At 69.6% G+C, this 25,276-nt stretch carries 33 protein-coding genes; 6 read left to right on the top strand and 27 right to left on the bottom strand.

The genetic code is table 11. The annotated features are described in order from the left end of the window. The 18 genes from rplF to AC6CCG_RS14600 all read right to left on the bottom strand — a co-directional run bounded on the left by rplF (position 1) and on the right by AC6CCG_RS14600 (position 8,894). Positions 1–543 carry a 50S ribosomal protein L6 gene (rplF, locus tag AC6CCG_RS14685; RefSeq protein ID WP_496655286.1) on the bottom strand — a complete coding sequence of 181 codons (543 nt, stop codon included), beginning with the start codon at positions 541–543 and terminating at the stop codon, positions 1–3. A gap of 25 nt (positions 544–568) precedes the next feature. Beyond that, complete coding sequence (gene rpsH / locus AC6CCG_RS14680; RefSeq protein WP_496655285.1) at positions 569–976, bottom strand: 30S ribosomal protein S8; 408 nt, start codon at positions 974–976, stop codon at positions 569–571. An 82-nt stretch (positions 977–1,058) separates the two neighbouring features. Further along, positions 1,059–1,244 (bottom strand): type Z 30S ribosomal protein S14, encoded by a 186-nt coding sequence (locus AC6CCG_RS14675; protein WP_179751141.1) that lies wholly within the window; start codon positions 1,242–1,244, stop codon positions 1,059–1,061. 12 nt (positions 1,245–1,256) lie between these two features. Then, positions 1,257–1,826 carry a 50S ribosomal protein L5 gene (gene rplE, locus AC6CCG_RS14670; protein WP_496655284.1) on the bottom strand — a complete coding sequence of 190 codons (570 nt, stop codon included), beginning with the start codon at positions 1,824–1,826 and terminating at the stop codon, positions 1,257–1,259. Beyond that, positions 1,826–2,236: a 50S ribosomal protein L24 gene (gene rplX, locus AC6CCG_RS14665; protein ID WP_496655283.1), complete on the bottom strand. Its 411-nt coding sequence runs from the start codon at positions 2,234–2,236 to the stop codon at positions 1,826–1,828. The genes rplE and rplX overlap by 1 nt, the downstream gene beginning before the upstream one ends. Before the next feature lie 2 nt (positions 2,237–2,238). Next, positions 2,239–2,607, bottom strand: coding sequence for a 50S ribosomal protein L14 (gene rplN / locus AC6CCG_RS14660; protein WP_152361902.1), 369 nt, complete (start codon positions 2,605–2,607; stop codon positions 2,239–2,241). Positions 2,608–2,644: 37 nt separating this feature from the next. Further along, positions 2,645–2,938 carry a 30S ribosomal protein S17 gene (gene rpsQ, locus AC6CCG_RS14655; protein ID WP_496655282.1) on the bottom strand — a complete coding sequence of 98 codons (294 nt, stop codon included), beginning with the start codon at positions 2,936–2,938 and terminating at the stop codon, positions 2,645–2,647. A gap of 1 nt (position 2,939) precedes the next feature. Continuing rightward, the gene (rpmC, locus tag AC6CCG_RS14650) at positions 2,940–3,209 is read right to left on the bottom strand and encodes a 50S ribosomal protein L29 (RefSeq protein ID WP_496655281.1); all 270 of its coding nucleotides are present in this window, start codon (positions 3,207–3,209) and stop codon (positions 2,940–2,942) included. After that, entirely contained in the window at positions 3,209–3,628 is a 420-nt protein-coding gene (rplP, locus tag AC6CCG_RS14645; RefSeq protein WP_496655280.1) for a 50S ribosomal protein L16, read from the bottom strand. The genes rpmC and rplP overlap by 1 nt, the downstream gene beginning before the upstream one ends. Positions 3,629–3,631: 3 nt before the next feature. Then, on the bottom strand, positions 3,632–4,465 hold the full coding sequence (gene rpsC, locus AC6CCG_RS14640) for a 30S ribosomal protein S3 (protein ID WP_496655279.1): 834 nt from the start codon (positions 4,463–4,465) through the stop codon (positions 3,632–3,634). A 4-nt stretch (positions 4,466–4,469) separates the two neighbouring features. Then, entirely contained in the window at positions 4,470–4,874 is a 405-nt protein-coding gene (gene rplV, locus AC6CCG_RS14635; protein ID WP_496655278.1) for a 50S ribosomal protein L22, read from the bottom strand. 15 nt (positions 4,875–4,889) lie between these two features. After that, positions 4,890–5,171, bottom strand: coding sequence for a 30S ribosomal protein S19 (gene rpsS, locus AC6CCG_RS14630; protein ID WP_179751158.1), 282 nt, complete (start codon positions 5,169–5,171; stop codon positions 4,890–4,892). A 17-nt stretch (positions 5,172–5,188) separates the two neighbouring features. Next, positions 5,189–6,025, bottom strand: coding sequence for a 50S ribosomal protein L2 (gene rplB, locus AC6CCG_RS14625; RefSeq protein ID WP_496655277.1), 837 nt, complete (start codon positions 6,023–6,025; stop codon positions 5,189–5,191). A gap of 20 nt (positions 6,026–6,045) precedes the next feature. Further along, on the bottom strand, positions 6,046–6,354 hold the full coding sequence (gene rplW, locus AC6CCG_RS14620; protein ID WP_152361910.1) for a 50S ribosomal protein L23: 309 nt from the start codon (positions 6,352–6,354) through the stop codon (positions 6,046–6,048). Continuing rightward, complete coding sequence (rplD, locus tag AC6CCG_RS14615) at positions 6,351–7,232, bottom strand: 50S ribosomal protein L4, sunset domain variant (protein WP_496655276.1); 882 nt, start codon at positions 7,230–7,232, stop codon at positions 6,351–6,353. Before rplD ends, rplW begins: the two co-directional genes overlap by 4 nt. Continuing rightward, entirely contained in the window at positions 7,229–7,909 is a 681-nt protein-coding gene (rplC, locus tag AC6CCG_RS14610) for a 50S ribosomal protein L3 (RefSeq protein ID WP_496655275.1), read from the bottom strand. The genes rplD and rplC overlap by 4 nt, the downstream gene beginning before the upstream one ends. 12 nt (positions 7,910–7,921) lie before the next feature. Further along, on the bottom strand, positions 7,922–8,230 hold the full coding sequence (gene rpsJ, locus AC6CCG_RS14605) for a 30S ribosomal protein S10 (protein WP_012923688.1): 309 nt from the start codon (positions 8,228–8,230) through the stop codon (positions 7,922–7,924). Between the two features lie 319 nt (positions 8,231–8,549). Next, positions 8,550–8,894: a cupin domain-containing protein gene (locus AC6CCG_RS14600; protein ID WP_496655274.1), complete on the bottom strand. Its 345-nt coding sequence runs from the start codon at positions 8,892–8,894 to the stop codon at positions 8,550–8,552. 125 nt (positions 8,895–9,019) lie between these two features. Here AC6CCG_RS14600 and AC6CCG_RS14595 point away from each other — a divergent pair, with 125 nt between their 5' ends. Next, the gene (locus AC6CCG_RS14595) at positions 9,020–10,816 is read left to right on the top strand and encodes a glycoside hydrolase family 36 protein (RefSeq protein ID WP_496655273.1); all 1,797 of its coding nucleotides are present in this window, start codon (positions 9,020–9,022) and stop codon (positions 10,814–10,816) included. A gap of 47 nt (positions 10,817–10,863) precedes the next feature. Beyond that, on the top strand, positions 10,864–11,445 hold the full coding sequence (locus tag AC6CCG_RS14590; RefSeq protein WP_496655272.1) for a GNAT family N-acetyltransferase: 582 nt from the start codon (positions 10,864–10,866) through the stop codon (positions 11,443–11,445). A gap of 23 nt (positions 11,446–11,468) precedes the next feature. Here the strand turns inward: AC6CCG_RS14590 and AC6CCG_RS14585 are convergent, their stop codons facing one another. The 3 genes from AC6CCG_RS14585 to AC6CCG_RS14575 all read right to left on the bottom strand — a co-directional run bounded on the left by AC6CCG_RS14585 (position 11,469) and on the right by AC6CCG_RS14575 (position 13,998). Further along, positions 11,469–12,671, bottom strand: coding sequence for a multidrug effflux MFS transporter (locus AC6CCG_RS14585; RefSeq protein ID WP_496655271.1), 1,203 nt, complete (start codon positions 12,669–12,671; stop codon positions 11,469–11,471). Beyond that, a complete protein-coding gene (locus AC6CCG_RS14580; RefSeq protein ID WP_496655270.1) occupies positions 12,652–13,476 on the bottom strand; it encodes an oxidoreductase in 825 nt (274 codons plus the stop codon). The genes AC6CCG_RS14585 and AC6CCG_RS14580 overlap by 20 nt, the downstream gene beginning before the upstream one ends. 96 nt (positions 13,477–13,572) lie before the next feature. After that, positions 13,573–13,998, bottom strand: a complete 426-nt coding sequence (locus AC6CCG_RS14575) for an RbsD/FucU family protein (RefSeq protein ID WP_496655269.1) — start codon at positions 13,996–13,998, stop codon at positions 13,573–13,575. A gap of 84 nt (positions 13,999–14,082) precedes the next feature. Here AC6CCG_RS14575 and AC6CCG_RS14570 point away from each other — a divergent pair, with 84 nt between their 5' ends. The 4 genes from AC6CCG_RS14570 to AC6CCG_RS14555 all read left to right on the top strand — a co-directional run bounded on the left by AC6CCG_RS14570 (position 14,083) and on the right by AC6CCG_RS14555 (position 19,218). Next, positions 14,083–15,657: a sugar ABC transporter ATP-binding protein gene (locus tag AC6CCG_RS14570; RefSeq protein WP_496655268.1), complete on the top strand. Its 1,575-nt coding sequence runs from the start codon at positions 14,083–14,085 to the stop codon at positions 15,655–15,657. Next, a complete protein-coding gene (locus tag AC6CCG_RS14565; protein ID WP_496655267.1) occupies positions 15,654–16,673 on the top strand; it encodes an ABC transporter permease in 1,020 nt (339 codons plus the stop codon). The genes AC6CCG_RS14570 and AC6CCG_RS14565 overlap by 4 nt, the downstream gene beginning before the upstream one ends. 31 nt (positions 16,674–16,704) lie before the next feature. Further along, complete coding sequence (locus tag AC6CCG_RS14560) at positions 16,705–17,694, top strand: ABC transporter substrate-binding protein (protein WP_496655266.1); 990 nt, start codon at positions 16,705–16,707, stop codon at positions 17,692–17,694. Positions 17,695–18,291: 597 nt separating this feature from the next. Then, positions 18,292–19,218 carry a helix-turn-helix transcriptional regulator gene (locus AC6CCG_RS14555; RefSeq protein ID WP_496655265.1) on the top strand — a complete coding sequence of 309 codons (927 nt, stop codon included), beginning with the start codon at positions 18,292–18,294 and terminating at the stop codon, positions 19,216–19,218. Here the strand turns inward: AC6CCG_RS14555 and AC6CCG_RS14550 are convergent, their stop codons facing one another. The 6 genes from AC6CCG_RS14550 to AC6CCG_RS14525 all read right to left on the bottom strand — a co-directional run bounded on the left by AC6CCG_RS14550 (position 19,219) and on the right by AC6CCG_RS14525 (position 25,241). Continuing rightward, positions 19,219–20,043, bottom strand: coding sequence for a PfkB family carbohydrate kinase (locus AC6CCG_RS14550; protein WP_496655264.1), 825 nt, complete (start codon positions 20,041–20,043; stop codon positions 19,219–19,221). Between the two features lie 10 nt (positions 20,044–20,053). Continuing rightward, a complete protein-coding gene (locus AC6CCG_RS14545) occupies positions 20,054–21,481 on the bottom strand; it encodes a hypothetical protein (protein WP_496655263.1) in 1,428 nt (475 codons plus the stop codon). Between the two features lie 87 nt (positions 21,482–21,568). Next, positions 21,569–22,192 carry a response regulator gene (locus AC6CCG_RS14540; protein WP_496655262.1) on the bottom strand — a complete coding sequence of 208 codons (624 nt, stop codon included), beginning with the start codon at positions 22,190–22,192 and terminating at the stop codon, positions 21,569–21,571. Then, positions 22,189–23,409, bottom strand: coding sequence for a sensor histidine kinase (locus tag AC6CCG_RS14535; RefSeq protein WP_496655261.1), 1,221 nt, complete (start codon positions 23,407–23,409; stop codon positions 22,189–22,191). Before AC6CCG_RS14535 ends, AC6CCG_RS14540 begins: the two co-directional genes overlap by 4 nt. Positions 23,410–23,472: 63 nt before the next feature. Continuing rightward, complete coding sequence (locus AC6CCG_RS14530; RefSeq protein ID WP_496655260.1) at positions 23,473–24,333, bottom strand: ABC transporter permease; 861 nt, start codon at positions 24,331–24,333, stop codon at positions 23,473–23,475. Next, complete coding sequence (locus AC6CCG_RS14525; RefSeq protein WP_496655259.1) at positions 24,330–25,241, bottom strand: ABC transporter ATP-binding protein; 912 nt, start codon at positions 25,239–25,241, stop codon at positions 24,330–24,332. The genes AC6CCG_RS14530 and AC6CCG_RS14525 overlap by 4 nt, the downstream gene beginning before the upstream one ends. Between the last annotated feature and the right edge of the window lie 35 nt (positions 25,242–25,276).

Genomic DNA, 25,276 nt, shown 5'->3' with positions numbered 1-25,276 from the left:
TCACTTACCAGCCTTTCCAGCCTTGCGGCGGACGTGCTCGCCCGCGTACCGCACGCCCTTGCCCTTGTACGGCTCCGGCTTGCGGATCTTACGAATGTTGGCTGCGACCTCGCCGACCCGCTGCTTGTCGATGCCCTGCACCGCGAACTTGGTCGCCGACTCGACGGTGAAGGTGATGCCCTCCGGCGCCTTCACGTGCACCGGGTGGCTGAACCCGAGCGCGAACTCGAGCTCGGCCGGGCCCTTGGAGATCACCCGGTAACCGACACCGACGATCTCGAGCTTCTTCTCGTAGCCTTCGGTCACACCCGTGACCATGTTGCTGACCAGCGTCCGGGTCAGGCCGTGCAGCGACTTGCTCACTCGCTCGTCGTTCGGCCGGGAGACCTCGAGCTGGCCCTCGTCGTTCCGGGCGACCGTGATCGGTTCGGCCACCTTGTGCTGCAGGGTGCCCTTCGGACCCTTCACCTGAACCTGCTGGCCGTCGATGTTCACCTCGACGCCGGACGGAACGGTGATCGGCAGCTTGCCAATGCGTGACATGGCGATTCCTTCCTGTCTCGTTCCGTCACCAGACGTAGGCGAGGACTTCCCCACCCACGCTCGCGCTGTGTGCCTGCCGGTCGGTCATCAGACCGCCGGAGGTCGAGATGATGGCGATGCCCAGACCACCGAGCACCTTGGGCAGCCCGGTCGACTTGGCGTACACCCGCAGACCCGGCTTGGAGATCCGCCGCACGCCGGCGATGGACCGCTCGCGGTTCTGCCCGTACTTCAGGGTCAGGGTCAGCTGCTTGCCGACCTGGCCCTCCGGGGCGTCGTCCACCGAGTACGAGGCGATGTAGCCCTCACTGACCAGGATCTCCGCGATCCCCACCTTGATCTTGCTGTGCGGCATCGTCGTCGCGTCCAGGTAGGCCTGGTTGGCGTTGCGCAACCGGGTCAACATGTCCGCGATCGGATCTGTCATCGTCATAACGTCATCTTTTCTTTCTCAGCGTGGTTTCCCGCGGCGGTGCCGGGGACCTGCGCCGTTGGTCAGTTGAGGGGCGTACGGCTTACCAGGACGACTTCGTGATGCCCGGCAGCTCGCCCTTGTGCGCCATCGAACGCAGGCACACCCGGCACAGCCCGAACTTGCGCAGCACGGCCTTGGGCCGGCCGCACTTCTGGCAGCGGGTGTACGCACGGACGCCGAACTTCGGCTTCCGGGCCTGCTTGACGCGCAGCGCGGTCTTCGCCATCGCCGATCTCCTTTAGTTCTGCCGGAACGGGAAGCCGAGCTGCCGCAGCAGCGCGCGCCCCTCGTCGTCGGTCTTGGCCGAGGTCACGAAGGTGATGTCCATGCCGCGGACCCGGTCGATCCTGTCCTGGTCGATCTCGTGGAACATGACCTGCTCCGTGAGACCGAAGGTGTAGTTCCCGTTGCCGTCGAACTGCTTCGGCGACAGGCCGCGGAAGTCACGGATCCGGGGCAGCGCCAGGGTGAGCAGCCGGTCGGCGAACTCCCACATCCGGTCGCCGCGCAGCGTCACGTGGACACCGATCGGCATGCCCTCGCGGAGCTTGAACTGCGCGATGGACTTGCGGGCCCGGGTCACCTGCGGCTTCTGCCCGGTGATCGTGGCCAGGTCGCGGGTCGCACCGTCGATCAGCTTGGAGTCCCGAGCCGCCTCGCCGACGCCCATGTTGACGACGACCTTGAGGAGCCGCGGCAGCTGCATCGGGTTCGCGTAGTTGAACTCCTCCTGCAGCGCCTTGGTGATCTCTTCGCGGTAGCGCAGCTTCAGCCGCGGCTGGGCGGCCTCGGTCGCGGTCGCGCTCATCAGATTTCCTCCCCGGTCTTCCGCGCGATCCGTACGCTGCGGTAGCCCTTGTATTCCTCGCCGTTCGGGCGACGCTTGGTCACCTCTTGGCGCTCGTACGCGACCCGGGTGACGACCTCGTCGCCATCGGCGTTCTTGACCAGCAGCTGCACGTTGGACGCGTGGATCGGAGCCTCCGAGGAGACGATCCCGCCCTTCGTGGTCTGCCGGCCCTGCGGCTGCGCGGACGTGTCGCGCAGGTGCCGCTTGACGATGTTCACACCGGACACGGTCACCCGCTGCCGGCCGGGGTCGACGGCGATGATCTCGCCGACGGCGCCCTTGTCCTTGCCCGCGATGACCTTGACCCGGTCGCCCTTGATGACGTGCAGCTTGGTCTGCGCGCGGTTCGTCGTCTTCTTCTCAGCCATTCTCAGATCACCTCAGGCGCGAGCGAGATGATGCGCATGAAGCGCTTCTCGCGGAGTTCGCGGCCGACCGGACCGAAGATGCGGGTGCCCCGCGGGTCTCCGTCGGCCTTCAAGATCACGGCGGCGTTCTCGTCGAACCGGATGTAGGAGCCGTCGGCCCGCCGCCGCTGCTTGACGGTACGGACGATGACCGCCTTGACGACCTCGCCCTTCTTCACGTTGCCACCCGGGATGGCGTCCTTCACCGTGGCGACGATGGTGTCCCCGATCCCGGCGTAGCGGCGACCGGATCCACCGAGAACCCGGATGCACAAGATCTCCTTGGCACCGGTGTTGTCGGCGACCTTCAGTCGCGACTCCTGCTGAATCATCCGTTCCTTCTTTCAGACATCCGCAACGCGGGACGAATCACTTGGCCTTTTCGAGGATGGCGACCAGCCGCCAGCGCTTCGTGGCGGACAGCGGGCGGGTCTCCATGATCCGCACGCGGTCGCCGACGCCGGCACTGTTCTCCTCGTCATGGGCCTTCAGTCGGGCGGTCTGGCGGAGCACCTTCCCGTACAGGCGGTGCTTCACCCGATCCTCGACGGCGACGACGACGGTCTTGTCCATCTTGTCGCTGACGACGTAGCCGTCACGGACCTTGCGCCGGCCCCGCACGGGAGCCTCGGCCGTGGTGTTCTCGGTGTTCACGTCACTCATCTCAGGCCTTCACCGTCTCCTCGGCCACGGCCGAATCGTCCTCGTCCACCAGGTCCGGGTCATCGACGATGCCGAGCACCCGCTCCTGCAGCACGGTGTAGATCCGTGCGATGTCCTTGCGGACCGCACGCAGCCGGCCGTGCGACTCCAGCTGTCCGGTCGCGGCCTGGAAGCGGAGCGTGAACAGCTCCTCCTTCAGCTCCTTGACCTTCTGATCGAGGTCACCGCGGCTCAGGCCGCGCAGCTCCGCTGCGGTGGTGGTCTTCGCCATCAGTTGTCACCACCCTCACGCTTGATGAAACGCGCCTTCATCGGCAGCTTGTGGATCGCCAGCCGCATGGCCTCGCGGGCCACGTCCTCGGTCACGCCCGACAGCTCGAACATGACCCGGCCGGCCTTGACGTTCGCGATCCACCATTCCGGGGAACCCTTGCCGGAACCCATCCGGGTCTCGGCCGGCTTCTTGGTCAGCGGGCGGTCCGGGAAGATGTTGATCCACACCTTGCCGCCACGCTTGATGTGCCGGGTCATCGCGATACGCGCCGACTCGATCTGCCGGTTGGTGACGTAGTGGCCTTCCAGCGCCTGGATGCCGTAGTCGCCGAACGCCAGGGACGTGCCGCCCTTGGCCTGGCCGCCACGCTTCGGGTGGTGCTGCTTGCGGAACTTCGTCTTACGGGGCACCAGCATGGCTCACGCCTCCTGTCCTGCGGTGGTCGTCGCGGCCTCCGCGGCCTCAGCCGGCGCGGAGCTCGCCTCGGACTGGGCGGCGTCGGACCGACGGCGGCCGCCCCGCTCCACGCGGTCGGCGCGCGACGGACGGTCACCGCGACCGCGGCCCGGGCGGCGGTTGCCACCGGCTGCGGAACGGGCGGCCTTCTGCGCGGCGCGCTCGGCACGGGTGCCGGCCACGTCGCCCTTGTAGATCCAGACCTTCACGCCGATCCGGCCGAAGGTCGTCCGGGCCTCGAAGAAGCCGTAGTCGATGTCGGCCCGCAGCGTGTGCAGCGGCACCTGGCCCTCGCGGTAGAACTCGGACCGGCTCATCTCGGCGCCGCCGAGACGACCCGAGCACTGGATCCGGATGCCCTTGGCGCCGGACCGCATCGCGGACTGCTGCGCCTTGCGCATGGCCCGGCGGAACGCGACCCGGGAGGCCAGCTGCTCCGCAACGCCCTGGGCGACCAGCTGCGCGTCGGTCTCGGTGTTCTTGACCTCGAGGATGTTCAGCTGCACCTGCTTGCCGGTCAGCTTCTCCAGCTGCCCGCGGACCCGCTCCGCCTCGGCGCCGTTACGGCCGATGACGATGCCCGGCCGCGCGGTGTAGATGTCGACCCGGACCCGGTCCCGGGTCCGCTCGATCTCCACCGAGGAGATGCCGGCCCGCTCCAGGCCCTTGGTCAGCGCCTCGCGGATCTTGACGTCCTCGCCCACGTAGTCGGCGTACTGCTTGTCGGCGTACCACCGGCTCTTGTGATCGGTCGAGATGCCCAGCCGGAAGCCGTGCGGATTGATCTTCTGACCCATGTCCTCAGGCCTCCTTGCTTTCCTTGGGCTCGACTACCACGGTGATGTGGCTGGACCGCTTCAGGATCCGGCTCGCGCTGCCCTTCGCGCGGGCCCGGATGCGGCGCATCGTCATGCCCTCGTCGACGAACGCCTGCGAGATGTAGAGGTCGTCGCGGCGCAGGTTGTCGGTCTGCTCGGCGTTGGCGGCGGCACTGGCCACCACCTTGTACACCGGCTCGCTCGCCGCCTGCGGGGCGAACTGCAGCGTGGCCAGGGCCTCGTTCACGGGCAGCCCGCGGACCAGGTCGACGACCCGGCGCACCTTCGTGGCCGAGATCCGGACCTGCTTCGCGATCGCGTACGAACCCGGGCGGTCACCGAGGAGGGTGGCGCGGCGGCTCGGCCGGGCCTTCTCTGCGTTGCTCATTGATTCCTTCTCCTCTTACCGCCGCCGGGACTTCCGGTCGTCCTTCTCGTGGCCCCGGAAGGTCCGGGTCGGCGCGAACTCGCCCAGCTTGTGACCCACCATCGAGTCGCTGATGAAGACCGGAACGTGCTTGCGTCCGTCGTGCACAGCGATGGTGTGGCCGATCATGTCGGGCACGATCATCGAGCGCCGGGACCAGGTCCTGATCACGGTCTTGCTGCCCTTGGCGTTCTGAGCCTCGACCTTCTTGGCCAAGTGCTCGTCCACGAAGGGACCCTTCTTCAGGCTGCGTGGCATTGTTCACAAACTCCTGATCAGCGCTTCTTGCCGGTGCGACGACGGCGGACGATCTGGCGATTGCTCGCCTTGTTCTTGTTCCGGGTCCGGCCTTCCGGCTTGCCCCACGGGGACACCGGGTGACGACCACCGGAGGTCTTGCCCTCGCCGCCACCGTGCGGGTGGTCGACCGGGTTCATCGCGACACCGCGGACGACCGGGCGCTTGCCCTTCCACCGGGCGCGACCCGCCTTGCCCCAGTTGATGTTGGACTGCTCGGCGTTGCCGACCTCGCCCACCGTGGCGCGGCAGCGGACGTCAACCATCCGCATCTCGCCCGACGGCATCCGCAGCGTGGCGTTCTTGCCCTCGCGGGCGACCAGCTGGATGCTGGCGCCGGCGGACCGGCCCAGCTTGGCCCCGCCGCCCGGGCGCAGCTCCACGGCGTGCACCGTGGTGCCGACCGGGATGTTGCGCAGCGGAAGGTTGTTGCCCGGCTTGATGTCGGCGCTCTCGCCGGCCTCGACCGCGGCACCCTGGTTCAGGCCCTGCGGCGCGATGATGTAGCGCTTCTCGCCGTCGGCGTAGTGCAGCAGCGCGATCCGGGCGGTGCGGTTCGGGTCGTACTCGATGTGAGCGACCTTGGCCGGAACGCCGTCCTTGTCGTACCGCCGGAAGTCGACCAGCCGGTAGGACTGCTTGTGGCCGCCGCCGATGTGCCGGGTGGTGATCCGACCGGTGTTGTTCCGGCCGCCCGTCTTCGGGCTGGGCACGAGCAGCGACTTCTCCGGGGTGGAGCGAGTCAGCTCGACGAAGTCGGCGACGCTACCGCCACGGCGGCCGGGCGTCGTCGGCTTGTACTTGCGGATTCCCATGTCTCGTCTCGTCCTCTCGCTCAGACCGCGCCGGAGAAGATGTCGATGCTCTCACCGTCGGCGACGGTGACGATCGCGCGCTTCGTGTCCGGGCGCTTGCCCCAGCCGTTGCGGGTGCGGCGACGCTTGCCCTTGCGGTTGATCGTGTTCACGCCGATCACGTTCACCTTGAACACCGTCTCGACCGCGATCTTGATCTCGGTCTTGTTGGCGTCCGGGGTGACCTGGAACGTGTACTTGTTCTCGTCCAGCAGGCCGTAGCTCTTCTCGCTCACGACCGGAGCGAGCAGCACGTCGCGATGATCGCGGTACTTCACTGGGTTGCTCATTCGGACTTCTCCTTGGCTCCGGCGTCGCCCTTGGTCGGGGCGAAGCCTGCGGCCTCAGCGGCCTCGACGCTGTTGAACCACACCTCGGCGACCGTGCGCTCGTAGTGCGACGACTCGGGCGTGTGGAACTTCTTGGAGTCCTCGTTGCCCTTGATGTCGTACCCGGCCGGCGGGTTGTCGCCGACGTAGGACCCGTCACCGTACGGCTGGCTGTCGGCGGCCTCGGCGGCACCGGAGGTGCGGCCGACATAGGCGGCCAGCGCGGCCGAGGTGAAGACGACGGAGTCGTTGACCAGCACGTCGTACGCGTTCAGCTGGTCGACGGCCAGCGCGTGCACGGTCGGCACGTTGCGCAGGCTCAGCCAGGCCAGGTCGTCGTCGCGGTGCAGCACCACGAGCACCCGGTCGGTCTGGGTGATCTTGGCCAGCGCCGCGACCGCCGTCCTGGTGGACGGGGTGTCGCCGGAGACCAGGTCGCTGACGACGTGGACGCGGCCACCGCGGGCCCGGTCGGAGAGCGCCCCGCGCAGTGCGGCGGCGATCATCTTCTTGGGGGTCCGCTGCGCGTAGCTGCGCGGCTGCGGGCCGTGCACGATGCCGCCACCCGCGTACTGCGGGGCGCGGATCGAGCCCTGCCGGGCGCGGCCGGTGCCCTTCTGCCGGTACGGCTTCGAACCGCCGCCGCGCACCTCGCCGCGACCCTTGGTCGAGTGGGTGCCCTGCCGGGCCGCCGCCAGCTGGGCGGTGACGACCTGGTGGATCAGCGGGATGTTGGCGGTGACGTCGAACAGCTCCGCGGGCAGCTCGGCCGAACCGGCCTTGGCGCCCGACGCGTCGAGCACGTCGATCGTCCTGGTCTCGTTCTGAACGGCGGTCATGCCGCACCACCTTCCTTGCCGGCCTTCTTGGCGGCGGTGCGCAGGACGACGAGGCCGCCCTTAGCGCCCGGGATCGCGCCCTCGATGAGGATCAGGCCGCGTTCGGTGTCGATCGAATGGACGGTGAGGTTCTGCACGGTAACCCGCTCGGCACCCATCCGGCCGGCCATCCGCAGGCCCTTGAACACGCGACCGGGGGTGGCGCAGCCACCGATGGAGCCGGGCGCGCGGTGCTTGCGGTGCACACCGTGGCTGGCCCGCAGGCCGCCGAAGCCGTGCCGCTTCATGACACCCGCGGTGCCCTTGCCCTTGCTGACGCCGGTCACGTCCAGCACCTCGCCGCTGGCGAACACCTCGGCGGTCAGTTCCTGACCGAGGCTGTACTCGCCGGCGTCGGTGGTGCGGATCTCGACCAGGTGCTTGCGCGGGGTCACGCCGGCGCGGTCGAAGTGACCGGCGGACGGCTTGGTGACCTGCTTGGCCTTGACGGCGCCGAAGCCCATCTGGACGGCGGCGTAGCCGTCGGACTCGTCGGTGCGGACCTGGGTCACGACGCACGGCCCGGCCTGGATCACGGTCACCGGTACGACACGGTTGTTCTCGTCCCAGAGCTGGGTCATGCCGAGCTTGGTGCCCAGCAGGCCCTTCACCTTGCGTTCTGCATTCTTGGCGGTCATCGGTTGCAGTCCTTAGAGCTTGATCTCGATGTCGACACCGGCCGGGAGATCGAGCCGCATCAGCGAGTCGACCGTCTTCGGGGTGGGATCGATGATGTCGATCAGCCGCTTGTGGGTGCGCATCTCGAAGTGCTCCCGGCTGTCCTTGTACTTGTGCGGAGAACGGATCACGCAGAACACGTTCTTCTCGGTCGGCAGCGGCACCGGGCCGGCAACCTTGGCCCCCGTACGGGTCACCGTGTCGACGATCTTGCGCGCCGAGGAGTCGATCACCTCGTGGTCATAGGCCTTGAGCCTGATGCGGATCTTCTGTCCCGCCACGTCATCGTCCTTACTGTCGTACTAACCGGCTTGGGTTCTGCCACCGTGCTCCGACCCCCGAGGTCGGGCGTGTCGCGCGCACCCGGCACAGCATGGCTAGGCTCAGCCTTGCCGGGATTGTCGACGCGCCGACCCAATCGGATCGGGCCTTGAGGTCTCACGGTTCGGTGCTCACGCTCCCCCTGGCAGCGCAACGCACCCCGGCGACCCCGTCGGAGCAACCCGACAATCTTGGCAGAGACGTCCAGCGAGGGCAAATCGACCGGGCCCGCGGCACCGGACGGGCGGCGCCCGCGCCCCGCGACCGCCGCGAGCGGCCTCAGTCGACCGCGACGGTGAGCAGGATCGCCGCGTCGGTCAGGGCCCGCAGGCCGTGTCGCTGCCGCGGTACGGCGACAAGTTCGCCGGCCCGGATCGGCTGGCGCCGCTCGCCGACGGACAACTCCACCTCCCCGCTGATCACCTGCAACGACGCCGCCGGGGGCGCGAAGTGCTCGCCCAGTTCGGCGTCCTTGAGCAGGGCGGTCAGCGTCGCCCGCTGGGCCGCGCCGGAGATCAACGTCCGGGAAGCCCGGCGGGCCGTGGCCGAACCGGCCTGGGTCAGCAGTTCGGTGGCCAGTCCGGCCAGATCCGCAGGTTCGTGCTGAGCGGCATGATCGTTCACGGAAATCCACCTCACCGTGGTCGGAGTGGGAGCTGCCGGTGATCTCTCCCCTCGACCCTATGTCTTCCGGGCCGTCGGCGTCTTTCCGTAACCTGGGCAACTCTTTCGGCGACGCGAGGACGGCGATGACCAGCACCAAGCCTTGGCAACCGCACGACGGGACCGCGAACGGGACGGGTGACGAGGGTCCGGAACGACAGCGGAAGGTCGCGGTGGACCTCGGGCCCGGTGGGTCGCTCGAGCTCGAGGTCACCAGTCGGTCGGAGGTCGAGGCCGTGGTCGTCCCGGCCGGGCCGGGCGTGGCCGAGGTCCGGCTGACGCCGCGCGGGACCACGGTGATCCGGGCCGCCTGGCAACAGTCGGCCACCGACGTCGTCGCCTATTGGACTCCGGACAGCAGCGACCGTGGGCTGCCGCCGTACTGGCGCAGTCCGCGGACCTCGGCGTTGGAGAAGGGCGCGCCGGTCGCGTCCCTGATCGGGACCGGCGACCGCTCCCTCTGTACGGCCGCGGTCGCCGAGGCGGTCGCGCCGGTCCGGATCCGGTCCGGGGTGATCGAGGAGACCGGCGAGTTCGGGTTCTGGGTGGAGCAGACCGCAACGCCCGAGTCCGGCCTGGTGCTGCGGCTCGACCGCAGCGGCCGGCACTTCGCCGACACCCTGGCCGGCGTCGCCGACTGGTGGCGGGAACGGTATCCGGCCGAGGAGGCTCCGGTCGCGGCCCGGACGCCGGTCTACTCGACCTGGTACACGATGCACCAGCACGTCTCCGCGGCCAGCGTCGAACGGCAGGCGGCTCCGGCAGGCGATCTCGGCTGCACGATGATCATCGTCGACGACGGCTGGCACAGCACCGACCGCGGCCGCGGGTACGGGTTCGTCGGCGAGTGGGAGCCGTCGGCGGCCGCGTTCCCGGACCTGGCCGGGCACGTCGACGCCGTGCACCGGGCCGGGCTCACCTACCTGCTCTGGTACGCGATCCCGTTCGTCGGCCGGCAGACCGCGCTGTGGCCGACCGTGCAGCCGTACCTGCTGGCGGAGCGGGACGCCATGGACGCCGGCGTCGTCGATCCGCGCTATCCGACGATCCGGACCATGATCACGGACCGGTTGAGCCGGGCCGTGACCGAGTGGGGCATGGACGGTCTCAAGATCGACTTCGTCGACCAGTTCGCCGTCGAGAACCCGCCGCCGGCCGGACCGGAGGCCGACTGTGCCACCGTCACCGAGGGCGTCGACCGATTGCTGGCGGAGCTCCATGATCGTCTGCACGCGACCGGCAAGGCGCCGATGGTCGAACTGCGGCAGCCGTACGTGAGCCCGGGGCTGTGGCGGCACGCGTCCATGATCAGGGCCGGCGACTGCCCGCTCAGCGCGGCGCACAACCGGCAGCGCACTGTTGATCTTCGGCTGATCGCAGGTCCGCTGGCGGTCCATGCCGACATGATGATGTGGCACCCCACCGAGCGGCCGGAGCAGGTCGCGGTGCAGTTGATCAACACCCTGTTCGCCGTACCGCAGATCTCGGTCGATCTCACCGAGCAGACCCCGGACCAACTGGCCGTGATGCGGTTCTGGCTGGGCTTCGTCACGGAACACGCCGACGTTCTGCAGCACGGCCACTTCGCGCCGTCCCGCCCAGACCTGGTCTATCCCGTGGTCACCGCCGCCGGCCCGACGCTGGAGATCGTCGGCCGCTACGCCCCGCTGCCGGTTCAGCTGCCCACCGGGAAGCGGCTGCTGCTGGCCAACGCCGATCCCTCCGCCCAGGTGGCGTTGATCAGCCCGGACGAGCGCGACGTCGTCGCCACCGTGCAGGACTGCCAGGGCCGGCGGCTGAGTCAAGATCGACTTCGGCTGGTGCCGGGCCCCTGGTCCGTCGAGGTCCCGGTCGGCGGCCTGCTCACGATCGATCCGGCCTGATCCGTAATCGGACGCCGAACGTCCGGAATCGGTTCTACCGTGCCGCCATGGCCGACTTCACGATCAAGGCGCTCACTCCGGAGACGTTCGCCGACTTCGCCGCCCTCGTCGAACGCAACGGCGGCATGTTCGCCGGCTGCTGGTGCACGAAGTTCCATCCCGCCTGCGCGGAGGACGTCGGTGTGGACGCCCGGACACGCAAGGAGCGGCTGGTGGCCGACGGGATCGCCCACGCGGCGCTGGTCTACGACGGCGAGCGGGCCGTGGCCTGGGCCGAGTACGGCACGCCCGAGGAGCTGCCCGGCATCCATCACCGCAAGGAGTATCTCGCCACGGCCACCCGACTCCCCGACTACCGGATCACCTGCATCCTGGTCGAGCGGGGCCAGCGCGGCCGGGGTCTGGCGGCGCTCGCCCTGCGCGGCGCGGTGGACCTGATCGCCCGGGCCGGCGGCGGCATCGTCGAAGGCTACCCGCACGACACCCGCGGAGTCCGGAAGAAGAACTCGTCGTTCCTCTACAACGGCACCCGAGCGATGTACGAGCGCGAGGGTTTCAGCTACGACCGGCCGAAAGGCCTGGGCAACTGCGTCATGGTGCGCGAGGTGGCCGCCGGCCCGCCGGCTTGAGCGGACCGACAGGCGTCAGCCGCTCACGGCCGCCCGCGCAGCAGCAGGGCGGCCAGTCCGGCCAACGTCGTGCAGCCGAGGGCGATCAGGCCGAGCGGTACGGCGGACGTGCCGCCGGCCACTCCGGCCAGCGGAGCAGCGACGGCACCGATCGCGTACCGGGTCAGGCCGAGCAGCGACGCCGCGGTGCCGGCGATCCGCGGGTGGCCGGCCAGGGCGAGGGCGGTCGCCGGCGGACTGGTGACCCCGGCACCGCCGGTCAGCGCCACGATCGAGATGATCATGACCGGCAGCGGCAGGCCGAGCAGGGCGGTGCCCAGGATCCCGGCTCCACCGGCCGCGGACAGCACGAGGCCGTACGGGAGCAGGGTGCGCGGCCCGTGCCGGGCGCTCAGCCGACCGGACAGGAAACCCCCGATCACCAGTGCGAGGGAGCCGGCGGCGAAGACGTACGAATACTGCTGCGGGGTCAGCCGGTAGCCGTCCTGCAGCACGAACGTCGCGCCGCCGAGGTACGCGAACAGGGTGCCGCTGATCAGTCCGACGATCAGCGCCGGTCCGACGAAGCCGGGGTCGGTGATCAACCGGCGCAGCCCGGCCCGCAGGTCCGCCCCGCCCGCGGTCCGTCGCTCCGTCGGCAGCGACTCGGTGAAATTGATCATGGCGGCGAGCCAGATCGCGCCGCCGAGGCCGGCCAGCACGGTGAAGATGCCACGCCAGTCGGTGATCACGGCCAGGAAGCCGCCGAGCAGCGGGCCGATGATCGCGGCGACGCCGGTCAGCACGGCCAGGTTGCCGTAGTAGCGGACCAGCCGCGGGCCCTCGAAATGATCACGCCCGGACGCCTGCGCGATCACCATCCCGGTCGAACCGGCCAGGCCCTGCAGCAGCCGGGCCAAGATCAACAGTTCGACGTTCGGGCTGACCGCGCAGAGCAGCGAGGCGAGGATGTACACGCCGACGCCGATCAGCAGCGGGCGGCGCCGGCCGAACCGGTCCGACAGCGGGCCGACCAGCAACTGGCCGGAGGCCAGCCCGGCCAGGCAGGCGGTGATCGTCACCTGGGTCAACGAGGTCGAGGCGCCGAGTTCGACGCCGAGCGCCGGCAGCACCGGCAGGTAGAGGTCCATCGAGATCGGGCCGAACACGGTGAGCAGCCCGAGCACCATGATCAACGACCGGCCGACCGAGCCGGCCGGCGCGGGCTCAGTAGTCGGTGCCGGCACTCAGGTCCTGCCAGCGGTCGATCTCGGCCAGCTCCGCCCGCAGCACACCGCGGATCGCGGTCAGTGCGTCGGTGCCGAGCAGCAGCAGGGCGGGCGGTTCGGGCGCACCGACCGCTTCCATGATCGCCCGCGCGGCCTTCGCCGGGTCGCCGGGCTGCGTCCCGTGCACGGTGTCGTGCTCCTTCCGCCGCCGGCCGGCCGTGTCGGCGTAGTCGCCGATCGGTTCGGCGGACTGGGTCAAGGACCGGCCCGCGAAGTCGGTCCGGAAGCCGCCCGGCTCGACCACCATCGCGGTGATCCCGAGCGGGGCCACCTCGCCGCGCAGCGACCGGGTGATCCCTTCCAGAGCGGACTTGGCGGCCGAGTAGTAGCCGGAGCCGACCGGGGAGATCCGGGCGCCGATCGAGGACACGTTGACGACCGCACCGCTGCGGCGGGCCCGCATCCCGGGCAGGACGGCCTTGATCAACGCGACCGGACCGTACACGTGGGTGGCGAACAGCCGCTCGACGTCGTCCTCGGCCGCCTCCTCGACCGCGGCCCGAAGGCCGTAGCCGGCGTTGTTGACCAGGACGTCGACGCCGCCGAACCGTTCCTCGGCCTGCCGCACGGCCTCCGCCCGCTGGACGGGATCGGTCACGTCGAGGGCAACCGCGAGCGCGGTGTCGGGATGGGCGTCGGCCAGGTCGGCGACCGCTGCCGGGTCCCGCGCCGTGACCACGACGTTGTGCCCGGCGGCGAGCGTCGCCTCGGCGAGGGCGCGGCCGAGGCCGGTGGAGCAGCCGGTGATGAGCCAGGTGGACATGGGTGGTGATCCCTTCGTCGAAATCCGTGGCACCAGTCAAGATCGTGCGCCCCGAGCCGGGAAGTCCCTGGCGTTCCGGGTAACGCCAGTACCCCTTTAGACGACGCCCTTCTTGAGCAGGTAGCAGGCGTACGGGATCGTCTCGCCGGTCTGGACGAAGAAGCGGGCCTCGGCCGCCTGGCGGTAGAACTCGAACCGCTCCACCGACTGGATCGAGACGGCGGCCCCCTCGGCGGCGTCGGCGGCCTGCTGCAGTGCGGCCGCGGCCTCGTTGATCACGTCCGGTTGATCATCGATCTCCATCCGGCGGACCGGGTGATCGACGTAGGAGTCCAGCGGGAACACGCTGAGCAGCGCGGCGGCGGCGGTCTCGGTGGTCGCGGCGCGCAGATCGATCACCGGGCGGTCGTACCGGTAGGCCGGGAAGTTACGGTCCACCAGGCCGAACACGTCGCCATGCCCCAGCTGGTCCAGGTGCTTGAGCAACCGTCCGGTCAGCAACGGATCGAGGTTCTTCAGCATGTCCACTCCTCTACGAGATTCCGACGTTCGTTGATACGTTGACATACGTCAGGCCGCCCCGGGGACGCAGGTGGGAGTGATTCCGTGAGTCGACTGCTCGAGGTCACGTCGATCTCGAAGAGTTTCCCCGGTGTGCAGGCGCTGGCCGACGTGTCGTTCCAGCTCGACGCCGGCGAGGTGCTGGCGCTGGTCGGCGAGAACGGTGCCGGCAAGTCCACCCTGATGAAGATCCTGTCCGGCGGCTACACCGCCGACGCCGGGGCGATCATGCTCGACGGCAGGCCGGTCATGATCAACAGCCCACGGGCCGCGCAGCACCTGGGGATCAGCATCATCCATCAGGAGATGAACCTGATGCCGCATCTCACGGTGGCGCAGAACATCTACATCGGCCGGGAGCCGCGGGCCGGCGGCGTCTTCACCAGCGAGCGAAAGCTGATCGCCGAGACCGCCCGGCTGTTGCACCGGACCGGGATCGTGCTGGATCCGCGGGCGCCGGTCGGGTCGCTCACGGTCGCCCAGCAGCAGATGGTGGAGATCGCCAAGGCGATGTCGTTCCCGGCCACCCGGGTGCTGATCATGGACGAGCCGACGTCGGCCCTGTCGGACGCGGAGACCGACGTCCTGTTCGGCCTGATCCGGACCCTGGCCGACAGCGGCGTCGGGATCATCTACATCTCGCACCGGATGGAGGAACTGCGCCGGATCGCCGGCCGGGTCACCATCCTCCGGGACGGCCGGCACGTCGCCGACCACCGGATGGACGAGGTCGACGACACCATGATCATCTCCGAGATGGTCGGCCGGACCATCACGGCCAACACCCGGCCGGAATCGGCGCCGGCGACCGAGGAGTACGGCCTGGAGGTGATCGGGCTGTCGACGCCGCGGCTGCTCCGCGACGTGTCCTTCGCGGTCCGTCGCGGCGAGATCCTCGGCTTCGCCGGCCTGGTCGGGGCGGGTCGGACCGAGACCGCGCGGGCGATCATCGGCGCCGACCGGCACAGCGGCGGCCGGATCCTGGTCGGCGGCCGCCCGGTCCGGATCAATCACCCGGCCGACGCGGTCCGGCACGGCATCGGCTACCTGTCCGAGGACCGCAAGCGCTACGGGCTGCTGCTGGAGCGGACGGTGAACTCCAACGTGCTGCTCGCCTCGCTGCGGGACTACACCAACGCGCTCGGCTTCGTCGCCGCCGGCCGGGGCCGGCGCACCTCGCGCCGTTACGTCGACCTGCTCCGGATCAAGACGCCGTCGATCGACACGGCGGCACTCAACCTGTCCGGCGGCAACCAGCAGAAGATCGTGATCGCCAAGTGGCTGGCCCGCGACTGCGACGTGCTGATCTTCGACGAACCGACCCGGGGCATCGACGTCGGCGCCAAGGAGGAGATCTACCGGCTGCTCAACGAGCTCGCCGAGCAGGGCAAGTCGATCATCGTGATCTCCTCCGAACTGCCCGAGGTGCTGCGGCTGTCGCACCGGATCGCCGTGATGGCCGCCGGCCGGATCACCGGCGTCCTGGACAACGCCGAGGCCGACTCGGAGTCGATCATGGAGCTGGCCACCAAGTTCCACGGGCCGGCGACCATCGAGGCCGTCGAGCCCGGACCGGCCGAACCCACCGAACCCGCGCAGCAGAAGGAGGACTACCGGTGAGCACCCCGTTGGACGCCGACACCGCCGCCCTGGAACAGGGCCGGCGAGCCTCCTCCCCCGGACTGCTCCGGCGCGGCCTGCAGCAACTGCTGGCGTTCGGCTCGCTGATCGTGCTGGTGATCTTCTTCTCGATCGCCAGCGGCAACTTCTTCACGGTCAGCAACATCGTCGGCATCCTGCTCTCCACCGCCGTGATCGGGATCCTCGCCCTCGGCACCACGTTCGTGATCATCACCGGCGGGATCGACCTGTCCATCGGCACCGGGATGACGCTCTGCTCCGTGGTGACCGGGATCCTGATCGTCAACGCCGGGCTGCCGCTGCCGCTCGGCGTGATCGGCGGCATCCTGACCGGCGCCCTGATGGGCTTCCTCAACGGCGTCAACATCACCCTGCTGCGGTTGCCGCCGTTCATCGCGACGCTGGCCATGATGCTGGTGGCGCAGGGCCTGGCCCTGGTCGTCTCGGGCGTCCGGCCGATCTACTTCAGCGGCGTCCCGGGCTTCCGCGAGATCGCGCTGGCGGTGGCCATCCCGGGCGTCGCCCTGCCGATGGCGGTGGTCATCCTGTTCGCGATGGCCGCGCTGGCCTGGGTGATCCTGAGCCAGACGATCCTCGGCCGCTACACGTACGCGATCGGGAGCAACGAGGAGGCGACCCGGCTGTCGGGCATCAACACCCGGGCCTGGAAGATCATGATCTACAGCCTGGCCGGGCTGTTCACCGGCGTCGCCGGCGTGGTGATCGCGGCCCGGCTCAACTCGGCCCAGCCGCAGCTCGGCGTCGGGTACGAGCTGCAGGCGATCGCCGCCGTGATCATCGGCGGCACCTCGCTGCTCGGCGGCCGCGGATCGATTGTCGGTACGCTGATCGGAGCGCTGATCATGTCGGTGCTGATCAACGGACTGCGGATCCTCGCCATCCAGCCGGAATGGCAGAACGTCGTGGTCGGGCTGGTGATCCTGGTCGCCGTGTTCACCGACTCGCTGCGGCAGCGGCGCAGCAGCACGGGTTGACGAGAGAACGTACCAAACAAAGGAGTTGGCGATGAATCTGCGACGAACCATCGTGGCGGGGCTGGCCGTACTGCTGGCGTCGGTGGCGGGTTGCACCAGCGGTTCGACCGTGACCGAGGGCAGCGATCCCGGTGCGGGCGGCGGTGACAAGAAGTCGATCGCCCTGATCTCCAAGGGCTTCCAGCATCAGTTCTGGCAGGCGGTGAAGCAGGGCGCACAGGAGAAGGCGGACGAACTCGGCTACCAGTTGACCTTCGAGGGCCCGGCCGCCGAGACCGAGGTGGACGCGCAACTGCAGATGTTCCAGGCGGCGATCGACCGGAAGCCGGGCGCGATCGGCTTCGCGGCCTTGGACCCGAAGGCCTGCATCCCGCTGATGGACCAGGCCAAGCAGGCGAACATCCCGGTCGTCGAGTTCGACGCCGGCTGCGATTCGGACGTCCCGCTGAACATCTCCAAGACCGACAGCGAGGCCGCCGGAGCGCTGGCCGCCGACCACATGGCCGGCCTGATCGGCGAGGCCGGCAAGATCGCCGTCGTCGCGCACAGCCAGGTCAACTCGACCGCCGTCGAGCGGCGGGACGGCTTCATCAATCGGATGAAGGAGAAGTACCCCAAGATCGAGATCGTCGACACCCAGTACGGCGACGGTGATCATCTGAAGTCGTCCGACATCGCGAAGTCCATGATCGCGGCGCACCCCGATCTGAAGGGTCTGTACGGCACCAACGAGGGCTCGGCGATCGGCATCGTCAACGCCGTCGGTGAGCTCAACCTGGAGCCGGGCAAGCTCACCATCGTCGGCTTCGATTCCGGCAAGGCGCAGATCGACGCGATCAAGAGCGGCGTGATGGCCGGCGCGATCACCCAGGACCCGATCGGCATCGGCCGGACCACCGTCGAGTCGGCGGTGAAGGCGATCGAGGGCCAGACGCCGGAGAAGGTGATCGACACCGGCTCGTACTGGTACGACAAGACCAACCTGGACGACCCCAAGATCGCCAAGGTCCTCTACCAGTAACCCGCACCGACGAGCCGAAGGTCCCAACCGCGGCCGTTCCTTGCCGCGTCACTGCGGGTGACCGGTCGCGGTAGGGACCGAAGGCCCGTCCCCGCTCAGCGCGGCCAACGGGAACGTGGAACATTCGGCCGCGTCTGGTGCGCTCAATGTTCCACACAGATGCCTGCTCCCCGCCAGCCCGCACCCCCTCGCGACCGAGCCGTGTCCGTGTCCACCCGGCCTTCGGCACCTCCCGCACACCACCCCGTGTGCCGCGCCCCGACCCCACCCTGCCGACCGGCACCCGATCACTGGCGTTCCGGTCCCCGCCCCGACCCGCGTCCTCCCCACGCCTCGCGTCCCGCACCCGACGAGCGCCTCAGCTCGGCAGCGAGCGCCCAGTGTGAGCTTCGGACCCGCGATATCGATTCAGTCCTGGGACCCGGGACCTCGCACCGCAGATGCCGCGGACCCAAGGAAAGTGCTCACCCCCGTTCCCCCTTCCCGCCGACCGGTCACTTCCGCAGCGACACGCCGCCGAAACCGCTGCTTTTGTGACCGGTCGGCGGAATGAAGAAGGGGGCAGCGGGTGAGCACTTTGTCGGCGATGCTGGGGGCATGCGTGCTGATCGGCTGGTCGCGACACTGTTGCTGATGCAGTCCCGCGGGCGGGTGACGGCGGCGGAGGTTGCGGCCGAGCTCGAGGTCTCGGTGGCCACGGCCCGGCGTGATCTGGAGGCGCTGTCGACGGCCGGGGTGCCGGTCTATCCGCAGCCGGGGCGCGGCGGCGGCTGGTCGCTGGTGGGTGGGGCGCGGACCGATCTCAGTGGGTTGACCGAGACCGAGGCGCAGGCGTTGTTCCTGCTGCTCGGGCCGGCGGCGTCGCTGACGCCGGAGATCCGGACCGCGCTGCGCAAGCTGACCCGGGCGTTGCCGGCGACGTTCCGGGCCGAGGCGGAGCAGGCGGCCGAGGCGGTCGCGGTCGACCCGGCGGGCTGGGGCGAGCGGCGGCGGGATCGGCCGGAGCCGGTCGCGGTGCTGCAGCGGGCAGTGGTCCGGCGCCGCAAGGTGCGTTTCGGCTATCAGGGCCGGGAGCGGGTCGTCGGTCCGTGGGGCGTGGTCGCCAAGGGCGATCTCTGGTACCTGATCGCCGGGACCGAACGCGGTCGCCGGACCTACCGGGTGGACCGGATGGTCGACGTACGCCCGACCGACGAGCCCGCCGACCGGCCGGTCGACTTCGACCTCGCCGCCGCCTGGCAGGAGTTGTCCGAGGAGCTCGAGCGGCGCCGGTCCCTGGTCGCCGCCACGATCGAGGTCGAGGACCGCCTGGTGCCGGTGCTGCAGCGGATCTTCGGCCAGCACTGCCGTACGGAAGCGGAGGCCGAGGGACGGACCAGGCTGGTCGTGGCCGCCCACACGGTACGGTCCGTCGCCGAGCAACTGGCCGGCTTCGGTGCCTCGGTCGACGTGCTCGGACCGGAGCCGGTCCGCCGCGAGCTGGTCGCGATCGGCGAGGAGTTGATCACCCGCAATCGGAGTTGATCAAGCCTCCGGCAGCGGCGGCTGGGCGCCCGGATGGGTGACGTTGCGGCTGGCCGCGGCGCTCGCTGCGCGCATCGCGGTCGCCGGATCATCGCCGAGGCAGAGTCGGGCGGCCAGCGTGCCGCAGTACGCGTCGCCGGCGCCGGTCGTGTCGACCACCTGGACCCGGTCGGCCGGCGCGGTCAGCTCGCCCCAGCGGGACCCGTCGGTGCCCAGCGTGATCAACAGCGACCGCGGCCGGGCGCCCGCCTCGGCCAGCAGCTTCGCCTCGTGTTCGTTGGCGATCACCGGGTCGGCCAGGTCCAGCACGTCGGCCGGCAACGCCGCGTAGGGCGCGGTGTTGATGATCACTCGGGCACCCTGATCGGCCGCCTTGCGCACGGCGGCGGCCACCACCTCGAGGTCGAGTTCGAGCTGCACCATCAACACGTCGCCCGGGCCACAGTCGTCGAGCAGGGCAAGATCATCGTGGCTGACCCGGGCGTTGGCGCCCGGGGCGACGACGATCATGTTCTCGCCCTCGCTGTTCAGATAGATGATCGCGGTCCCGGTCGGCGCGGTCGGGTCGATCGCCAGCCGGCCGGTGTCGACGCCGTACCGGCCCAGCCGCTCGACGTACTCCCGGCCGTGCGGATCCTCGCCGACCCGTCCGATGAACAGCGACGGCGCCCCGGCCAGGGCCGCAGCCACGGCCTGGTTCGCCCCCTTGCCGCCGAACCGGTACTCGATGTCGCCCGACATCACGGTCTCACCCGGACCCGGGTGACGTTCCATCGCCAGGTGCAGATCCTGGCTCAACGAACCGAAAACGATCACCCGCCCCATTCAGGCCACCTCAGGAGAGCGTGAGGTCGAAGACCAGCGGCTTGGTGAACCCGAACGAGCCGCTCTTGGGCTGGATGGTCTCGACGGACGATCCGTAGTCATCGGTCGCGAACGTGCCCTGCGGCGCGTACGAGACCTTGATCGACTTCGTACCCTCCGGGATCTGGACCAGGACGTGCGGGGCGTCGCTGTAGTTGGAATACACGGGCAGTCCTTCGAGCACCTTGCCCGCCTTGCCGTCCGCCGTCACCTGGATCGACTTGTCCACGTCGAACGTCGGGTCCTCGAAGGCCGTCGTGTGGTCGCCCGCCTTCTGCGAGGTCGCGTTGTCCCAGTGCAGTTCGAGCCAGATCTGCCCCTCGGGCGCCCAGCCGTTGTCGTTGTCGAACGAGGTCAGCACGGCCTTCGTGAAGGTCACCCCGTGCTGGTAGGCGAAGGACCCGTTCTTCGTCGTCTGGGTGGCGAACTGCTTGTTCACCCCGAACTCGGTCTTGGGCAGGTAGTAGGCGGGGGCCGTCTTCGACGTACGTTCACCGGTCCGCATCGAGATCGTCTGGTCGACGCCGGACACCCCGACCACGAGCTCGGCGTCCTTGCCCTTCGGGACCGAGACGATGATCGTCTTCGTGTCGGCCTTCTCGGTGCCGTAGCCGCCGTCGAGCTCGAAGAAGTCCTTCAGGTCGGTCGTCTTGCCCTCGGCCCGGATCGAGAAGGCGGCCTCGGTGCCCTTGGTCAGCGAGCTGTGGTCGCGCGGTTCGATGGTCGCCGTGACGGCCAGGAACTCCTCGCCCTCGGCCGGTACGTAGAACGGAACCTCGCCCTCGGCGGGCAGCCGGTCGACCGGCCCGAACCGGGTCACCTCCAGCTGGTTCGCCGGCGCGATGATCACGCCCTGCTTGGGCGAGCCGGCGTTCACGATCTGGGCGGGGTCGCCGAGCGCGACGATCCCCGGCTCCGCCTTGGGCGCCTGCGGTTCCGGCACCTGATCGGCCGCGATCGGCTTCTTGCCGTCGGGCCGGTAGAGCTCGACGCCCTCCGGCACCTCGACCCCGGTCGCCATCATCCCGATGGAGCCGGGATCGACGGTCACCTCCTTGTTGCCGACCGCCTGCGGCTGGAAGCCGACCTCGTCGAAGACGCCCGGCTTGCCCTGATCCCGCAGGTGCCGGATCGGGCCGCACAGGGCCCGCGGCTGCAGCGTCCCGGTGTCCGGTTCGCGGAGCAGCCAGCAGTGCGTCTCCGACGCCTGCTGGGAATGCTGGTCGGTGGCCGAGCCGTCCCGCCAAGCGGATTCGATCACGGTCAGGAACGGGACCTTGTTGTCCACCTCCGCGCCGTTCACCCGAACCGTGGTGCCGCAGGCCGCCAGGGCCGAGAGCATCAGGGCCGAGACGATGAGTGCGGCAGCCTTCGTCGCCACCCGCCTGCGATTGAACACGTCAAACCCCCATCAGAAGGATGAAGCGAAAACCGAGAAACGAGAGCGTGCGGTTCGCTCGCCCCGAGGTACCTTAGCGGCAGGCTTTCAGTCCAGCCACCCGGAGTCGGTGGCGATCCGGACCGCCTCGGCGCGGTTCCCGGCGCCGAGCTTGCCGATCGCCGCGGACAGGTGATTGCGAACCGTTCCCTCGGACAGATGAACGGATTTCGCGATCGCGGTCGTCGAGCCGCCCTCGGCCGCGGCGGCCAGCACCTCGGCCTCGCGTTCGGTCAACGGCGACGCCCCGAGCCGCAGGCTGTCCACGGCCAGGGTCGGATCGACCACCCGGAGCCCGCGCATCACCCGGCGGATCCCGTCCACCAGCTGCTCGGCCGGCGCGTCCTTGATCATGAAGCCGACCGCGCCGGCCTCCATGGCCCGGCGCAGATAGCCGGGCCGGCCGAACGTGGTCAGGATGATCACCTTCGTGTCGGGGAAGTCGGCGGTGATCTTGGCCGTCGCGGCGATGCCGTCCTCGCCCAACCCGTCCGGTCCGGGCATCTGCACGTCCATCAGGATCACGTCCGGGGGCCGCCGCTGCACGGCCAGCAACACCTCGGCGCTGTCGGCCGCCTGGCCGATCACCTCGAGATCCGACTCCAGGCCGAGCAGGGCGGTGAAGGCCTGCCGGATCAGCGCCTGGTCGTCGGCGACCAGCACGGTGATCATGAACCGACCTCGAGGTGCCCCCGCCCGTTGGACTGGCGGTTCCGTTCGAACTCGCGGAACTCGGGCGAGCGCAGGTCGGCGACCAGCATTGTCCCGCCGCCCGGTGCGGGCAGCAGGTCCAGCGTCCCGTCGGCGTCCTTGAGTCGCTCGGCCAGGCCGGTCAGACCGGAGCCGTACTTCCCGCTGGAATGGCCGATGCCGTCGTCGATCACCTGGACCCGGTCGGACTGGAGCACGATCGTGCAGCGGGTCGCCTCGCTGTGCCGGACCACGTTGGTGACGGCCTCGCGGACGACATACCCGAAGAGTTCACTGATCGGATCCGGCAGCAACGGTACGGCGATCGGCAGCTCGGGCCGGATCCCGGCGGCGCTGAGCACAGACCGGGAGCTGGCCAGCTCGGTCGCCAGCCGTACCTCACGGATGCCGGAGACGGTGCTGCGCAGGTCGGACAGCACCTGCCGGGCCAGCTGCTCCACCTCTGCGATCTGCGGCCCGGCAGCCGCCGGGTCGGCGGCCAGCAGCCGTCGGGCCAGCCCGGCCTTGATCGAGATCGCGGTCAGCGAGTGGCCCAGAATGTCGTGCAGGTCGCGGCTGATCCGTTCCCGCTCGGCGACCACTGCGAGGCCGGCGACCCGCTTCTCGGCCACCCGGAGCCGGCGGTCGATCCGCGAGTTCTCGATCCCCATCGCGATCGACAGCCCGATCACCAGCGACATCGCCGCGATGATCACCGACACCCAGTCCCGGAAGGTGGCGGCGGTGCCGAGGATCAGCAGCACCAGGACCGGGATCGCGACCCGGGAGATCCGCCACGGCAGCTGGGTGGCCAGCAGGATCGCCAGATAGACGCCGAAGTAGACGAGCTGGTACTCGATGAACGGGATCATCGACAGCAGCACGATGGTGAACACGACGAGGTAGATCACCCGACCCCAGATCGGGGCGTCGCAGACCCACGGCGCCACCAGGTAGAGGATCGCCACGGTGCCGATCAGCAGGCTCATCCAGAACAGCTCCGGCCCGCCCTGCTGCACCTGGCTGGCCAGCGGCAGGGCCAGGAAGACCAGGCCCAGCAGATACATCCAGAGCCCGTTCTGCCAGGCCCGGCGCAGCGTCAGCGGTCGCGCCGGCTCGCAGTCGGTCCGTGCCCCGGGAGCGGCCCGGGGATCCTCGCCGATCCCGAACGGCCGCGCCCGCTTCCGCACCTTCGCCACCGAACTCCTCCAACTACTCGCCACGGCCTCCCCGCGAGGTCCTTGCGCAGGCACGGGTCGCATTCACCGTTTGCTGCTGGCGATGGCTCGACGATAGCCCAGCGCGCCCAGCAGGGTCAGCATCCCCGCCCAGCCGGCGAGCACGGCGATCCCGATCCAGGGGAAGGCGGTGCCGGTCGGCAGGAACGGGAAGCGGCCCAACTCCCCGATCCAGTACGACGGCAGGGCTCGCCCGATCAGCTGCAGGGTGGGCGGCATGAACTCCATCGGCATCCACAGGCCGCCCAGCAGCGCGAGCGCCATCAGCAACAGCGTGGTCAGCCCGCCGACCGCCTCGGTCTTCACCCAGAGCCCGATCACCAGGCCGAGCACGATCATCGGGATCAGCGAGATCCAGACCAGCCCGATCGAGGCCAGCCAGACCCCGAGCGGGGCCCGGACACCGCCGATCAGGAAGCCGGCCAGGTCCACCACCAGGATGGACGGCAGCACCAAGATCATCGTCACCGCGGCACGGGCCCAAAGGAACGACTGCGGCGGCAGCGCGGTCAGGCCGAGCTGCCGGAACCAGCCCGACTTCCGTTCGACGGCCAGGTAGGCGCCGCCGCTCATCGCCGCGCCGAGCGCTCCGTAGCTGCCCATCGACACCATGATCAACGCGGAGTACTCGACCCCGGCCGCCGACGGCGCCGACCCGAACAGCTGTGAGAAGAGCACGTACATGACCAGCGGCAGGCTGAAGGTGAAGATCACGTACCCGACGTTCTTGGCGGTCAGGAACGTGCTGTGCAGCGTGTAGTGGAGCACCGGGCGCAGGCCGCCGCGCGCTGAGCTTGACGAAGTGCCGGGCCGGATCGGGCCTTGCCCTTCGACAAGCTCAGGGAGCGAGCCCGACTCGGTCATTCCGGCGGTGGTGACTCTCATGCCGTGCTCTCCTCGGTGGTCAGGGCCAGGAAGGCGTCCTCGAGGCTGGCCGCGGTGACCTCGATCTCGCGGGCGGCGGGCTGCCGCTCCAGCAGCGCGCGGAGGGCTCGATCGGAGTCGTCGCAGGACAGCTCGAGCCGGGCGCCGACCCGGGCCACCCGGACCACACCGGGCAGGCTGCCGATCACGTCCAGGTCGAGCGCCGGGTCGGCGGCCAGCCCGATGATCTTGCCGCTGACGCGCGACTTGATCACGTCACCGGAACCGTCGGCGACCACCGACCCGGCCGCCAGGACGACGATCCGGTCCGCGGCCTGGTCGGCCTCCTCCAGGTAGTGGGTGGCGAACAACACGGTCCGGCCGTCCGCGGTGACGTCCCGCATCGACGTCCAGAACCGGCGCCGCAGTTCGACGTCCATTGCCACGGTCGGCTCGTCCAAGATCATCAGTTCGGGGTCGGGCAGCAGCGCGAGCGCGTAGCGGACCCGCTGCGCCTGGCCGCCGGACAGCCGTTCGGTCCGGGTCTTCAGGAAGTCGGCCAGTTCGGCCCGCTCGATCACCTCGTCGAGCGGCAGCGGGTGCGTGTGGAGGCCGTGCATCAGGGCCAGCAGCTCCCGTACGGTGCAGTCGGAGAGCAGCGCGCCGGCCTGCAGCATGGCACCGACCCGGCCGTCCCGGACCGCGGTCAGCGGGTCGCTGCCGAACACCCGGACCTGGCCGGCGTCCGGCCGGATCAGGCCCAAGATCATCTCGTTCAGCGTCGACTTGCCGGCCCCGTTCGGTCCCAGCAGGGCGACGATCTCGCCCGGCTCGATGCGCAGGTCGACGTCACGGACCGCGGTCACCGAGCCGTAGGACTTGCGGACGCCGGTCAGGGCCAGGGCTGGTTCGGATGGCTCACCGTTCACGGGTCTCAGTCTGCTGGCGTACGGACGGATCGACC

This window comes from Microlunatus sp. YIM B11417, from assembly GCF_059617205.1.
The sequence above is the reverse complement of the archived record's forward strand: the minus strand, read 5'-3'. Positions and strand labels throughout refer to the sequence as shown.

Excerpts from the sequence above, each read along its gene's own strand:
- AC6CCG_RS14580 (WP_496655270.1), bottom strand. The coding sequence starts at position 13,476 with ATGTCCACCTGGCTCATCACCGGCTGCTCCACCGGCCTCGGCCGCGCC.
- rpsH (WP_496655285.1), bottom strand. The coding sequence starts at position 976 with ATGACGATGACAGATCCGATCGCGGACATGTTGACCCGGTTGCGCAAC.
- rplV (WP_496655278.1), bottom strand. The coding sequence starts at position 4,874 with ATGAGCAACGCAGAGAAGGCCCGGCCGAGCCGCCGCGCCACCCTCCTC.
- AC6CCG_RS14555 (WP_496655265.1), top strand. The coding sequence starts at position 18,292 with ATGCGTGCTGATCGGCTGGTCGCGACACTGTTGCTGATGCAGTCCCGC.
- rplB (WP_496655277.1), bottom strand. The coding sequence starts at position 6,025 with ATGGGAATCCGCAAGTACAAGCCGACGACGCCCGGCCGCCGTGGCGGT.
- rplC (WP_496655275.1), bottom strand. The coding sequence starts at position 7,909 with ATGACCGCCAAGAATGCAGAACGCAAGGTGAAGGGCCTGCTGGGCACC.
- AC6CCG_RS14590 (WP_496655272.1), top strand. The coding sequence starts at position 10,864 with ATGGCCGACTTCACGATCAAGGCGCTCACTCCGGAGACGTTCGCCGAC.
- rpmC (WP_496655281.1), bottom strand. The coding sequence starts at position 3,209 with ATGGCGAAGACCACCACCGCAGCGGAGCTGCGCGGCCTGAGCCGCGGT.
- AC6CCG_RS14560 (WP_496655266.1), top strand. The coding sequence starts at position 16,705 with ATGAATCTGCGACGAACCATCGTGGCGGGGCTGGCCGTACTGCTGGCG.
- AC6CCG_RS14575 (WP_496655269.1), bottom strand. The coding sequence starts at position 13,998 with ATGCTGAAGAACCTCGATCCGTTGCTGACCGGACGGTTGCTCAAGCAC.
- rplE (WP_496655284.1), bottom strand. The coding sequence starts at position 1,826 with ATGAGCGCGACCGCGACCGAGGCCGCCCAGCCGCGGCTGAAGCTGCGC.
- AC6CCG_RS14540 (WP_496655262.1), bottom strand. The coding sequence starts at position 22,192 with ATGATCACCGTGCTGGTCGCCGACGACCAGGCGCTGATCCGGCAGGCC.
- rplX (WP_496655283.1), bottom strand. The coding sequence starts at position 2,236 with ATGGCTGAGAAGAAGACGACGAACCGCGCGCAGACCAAGCTGCACGTC.
- rpsS (WP_179751158.1), bottom strand. The coding sequence starts at position 5,171 with ATGCCACGCAGCCTGAAGAAGGGTCCCTTCGTGGACGAGCACTTGGCC.
- rplD (WP_496655276.1), bottom strand. The coding sequence starts at position 7,232 with ATGACCGCCGTTCAGAACGAGACCAGGACGATCGACGTGCTCGACGCG.
- rplW (WP_152361910.1), bottom strand. The coding sequence starts at position 6,354 with ATGAGCAACCCAGTGAAGTACCGCGATCATCGCGACGTGCTGCTCGCT.
- rplN (WP_152361902.1), bottom strand. The coding sequence starts at position 2,607 with ATGATTCAGCAGGAGTCGCGACTGAAGGTCGCCGACAACACCGGTGCC.
- AC6CCG_RS14550 (WP_496655264.1), bottom strand. The coding sequence starts at position 20,043 with ATGGGGCGGGTGATCGTTTTCGGTTCGTTGAGCCAGGATCTGCACCTG.
- rplP (WP_496655280.1), bottom strand. The coding sequence starts at position 3,628 with ATGCTGGTGCCCCGTAAGACGAAGTTCCGCAAGCAGCACCACCCGAAG.
- AC6CCG_RS14595 (WP_496655273.1), top strand. The coding sequence starts at position 9,020 with ATGACCAGCACCAAGCCTTGGCAACCGCACGACGGGACCGCGAACGGG.
- rpsC (WP_496655279.1), bottom strand. The coding sequence starts at position 4,465 with ATGGGTCAGAAGATCAATCCGCACGGCTTCCGGCTGGGCATCTCGACC.
- rpsQ (WP_496655282.1), bottom strand. The coding sequence starts at position 2,938 with ATGAGTGACGTGAACACCGAGAACACCACGGCCGAGGCTCCCGTGCGG.
- AC6CCG_RS14675 (WP_179751141.1), bottom strand. The coding sequence starts at position 1,244 with ATGGCGAAGACCGCGCTGCGCGTCAAGCAGGCCCGGAAGCCGAAGTTC.
- AC6CCG_RS14530 (WP_496655260.1), bottom strand. The coding sequence starts at position 24,333 with ATGAGAGTCACCACCGCCGGAATGACCGAGTCGGGCTCGCTCCCTGAG.
- rplF (WP_496655286.1), bottom strand. The coding sequence starts at position 543 with ATGTCACGCATTGGCAAGCTGCCGATCACCGTTCCGTCCGGCGTCGAG.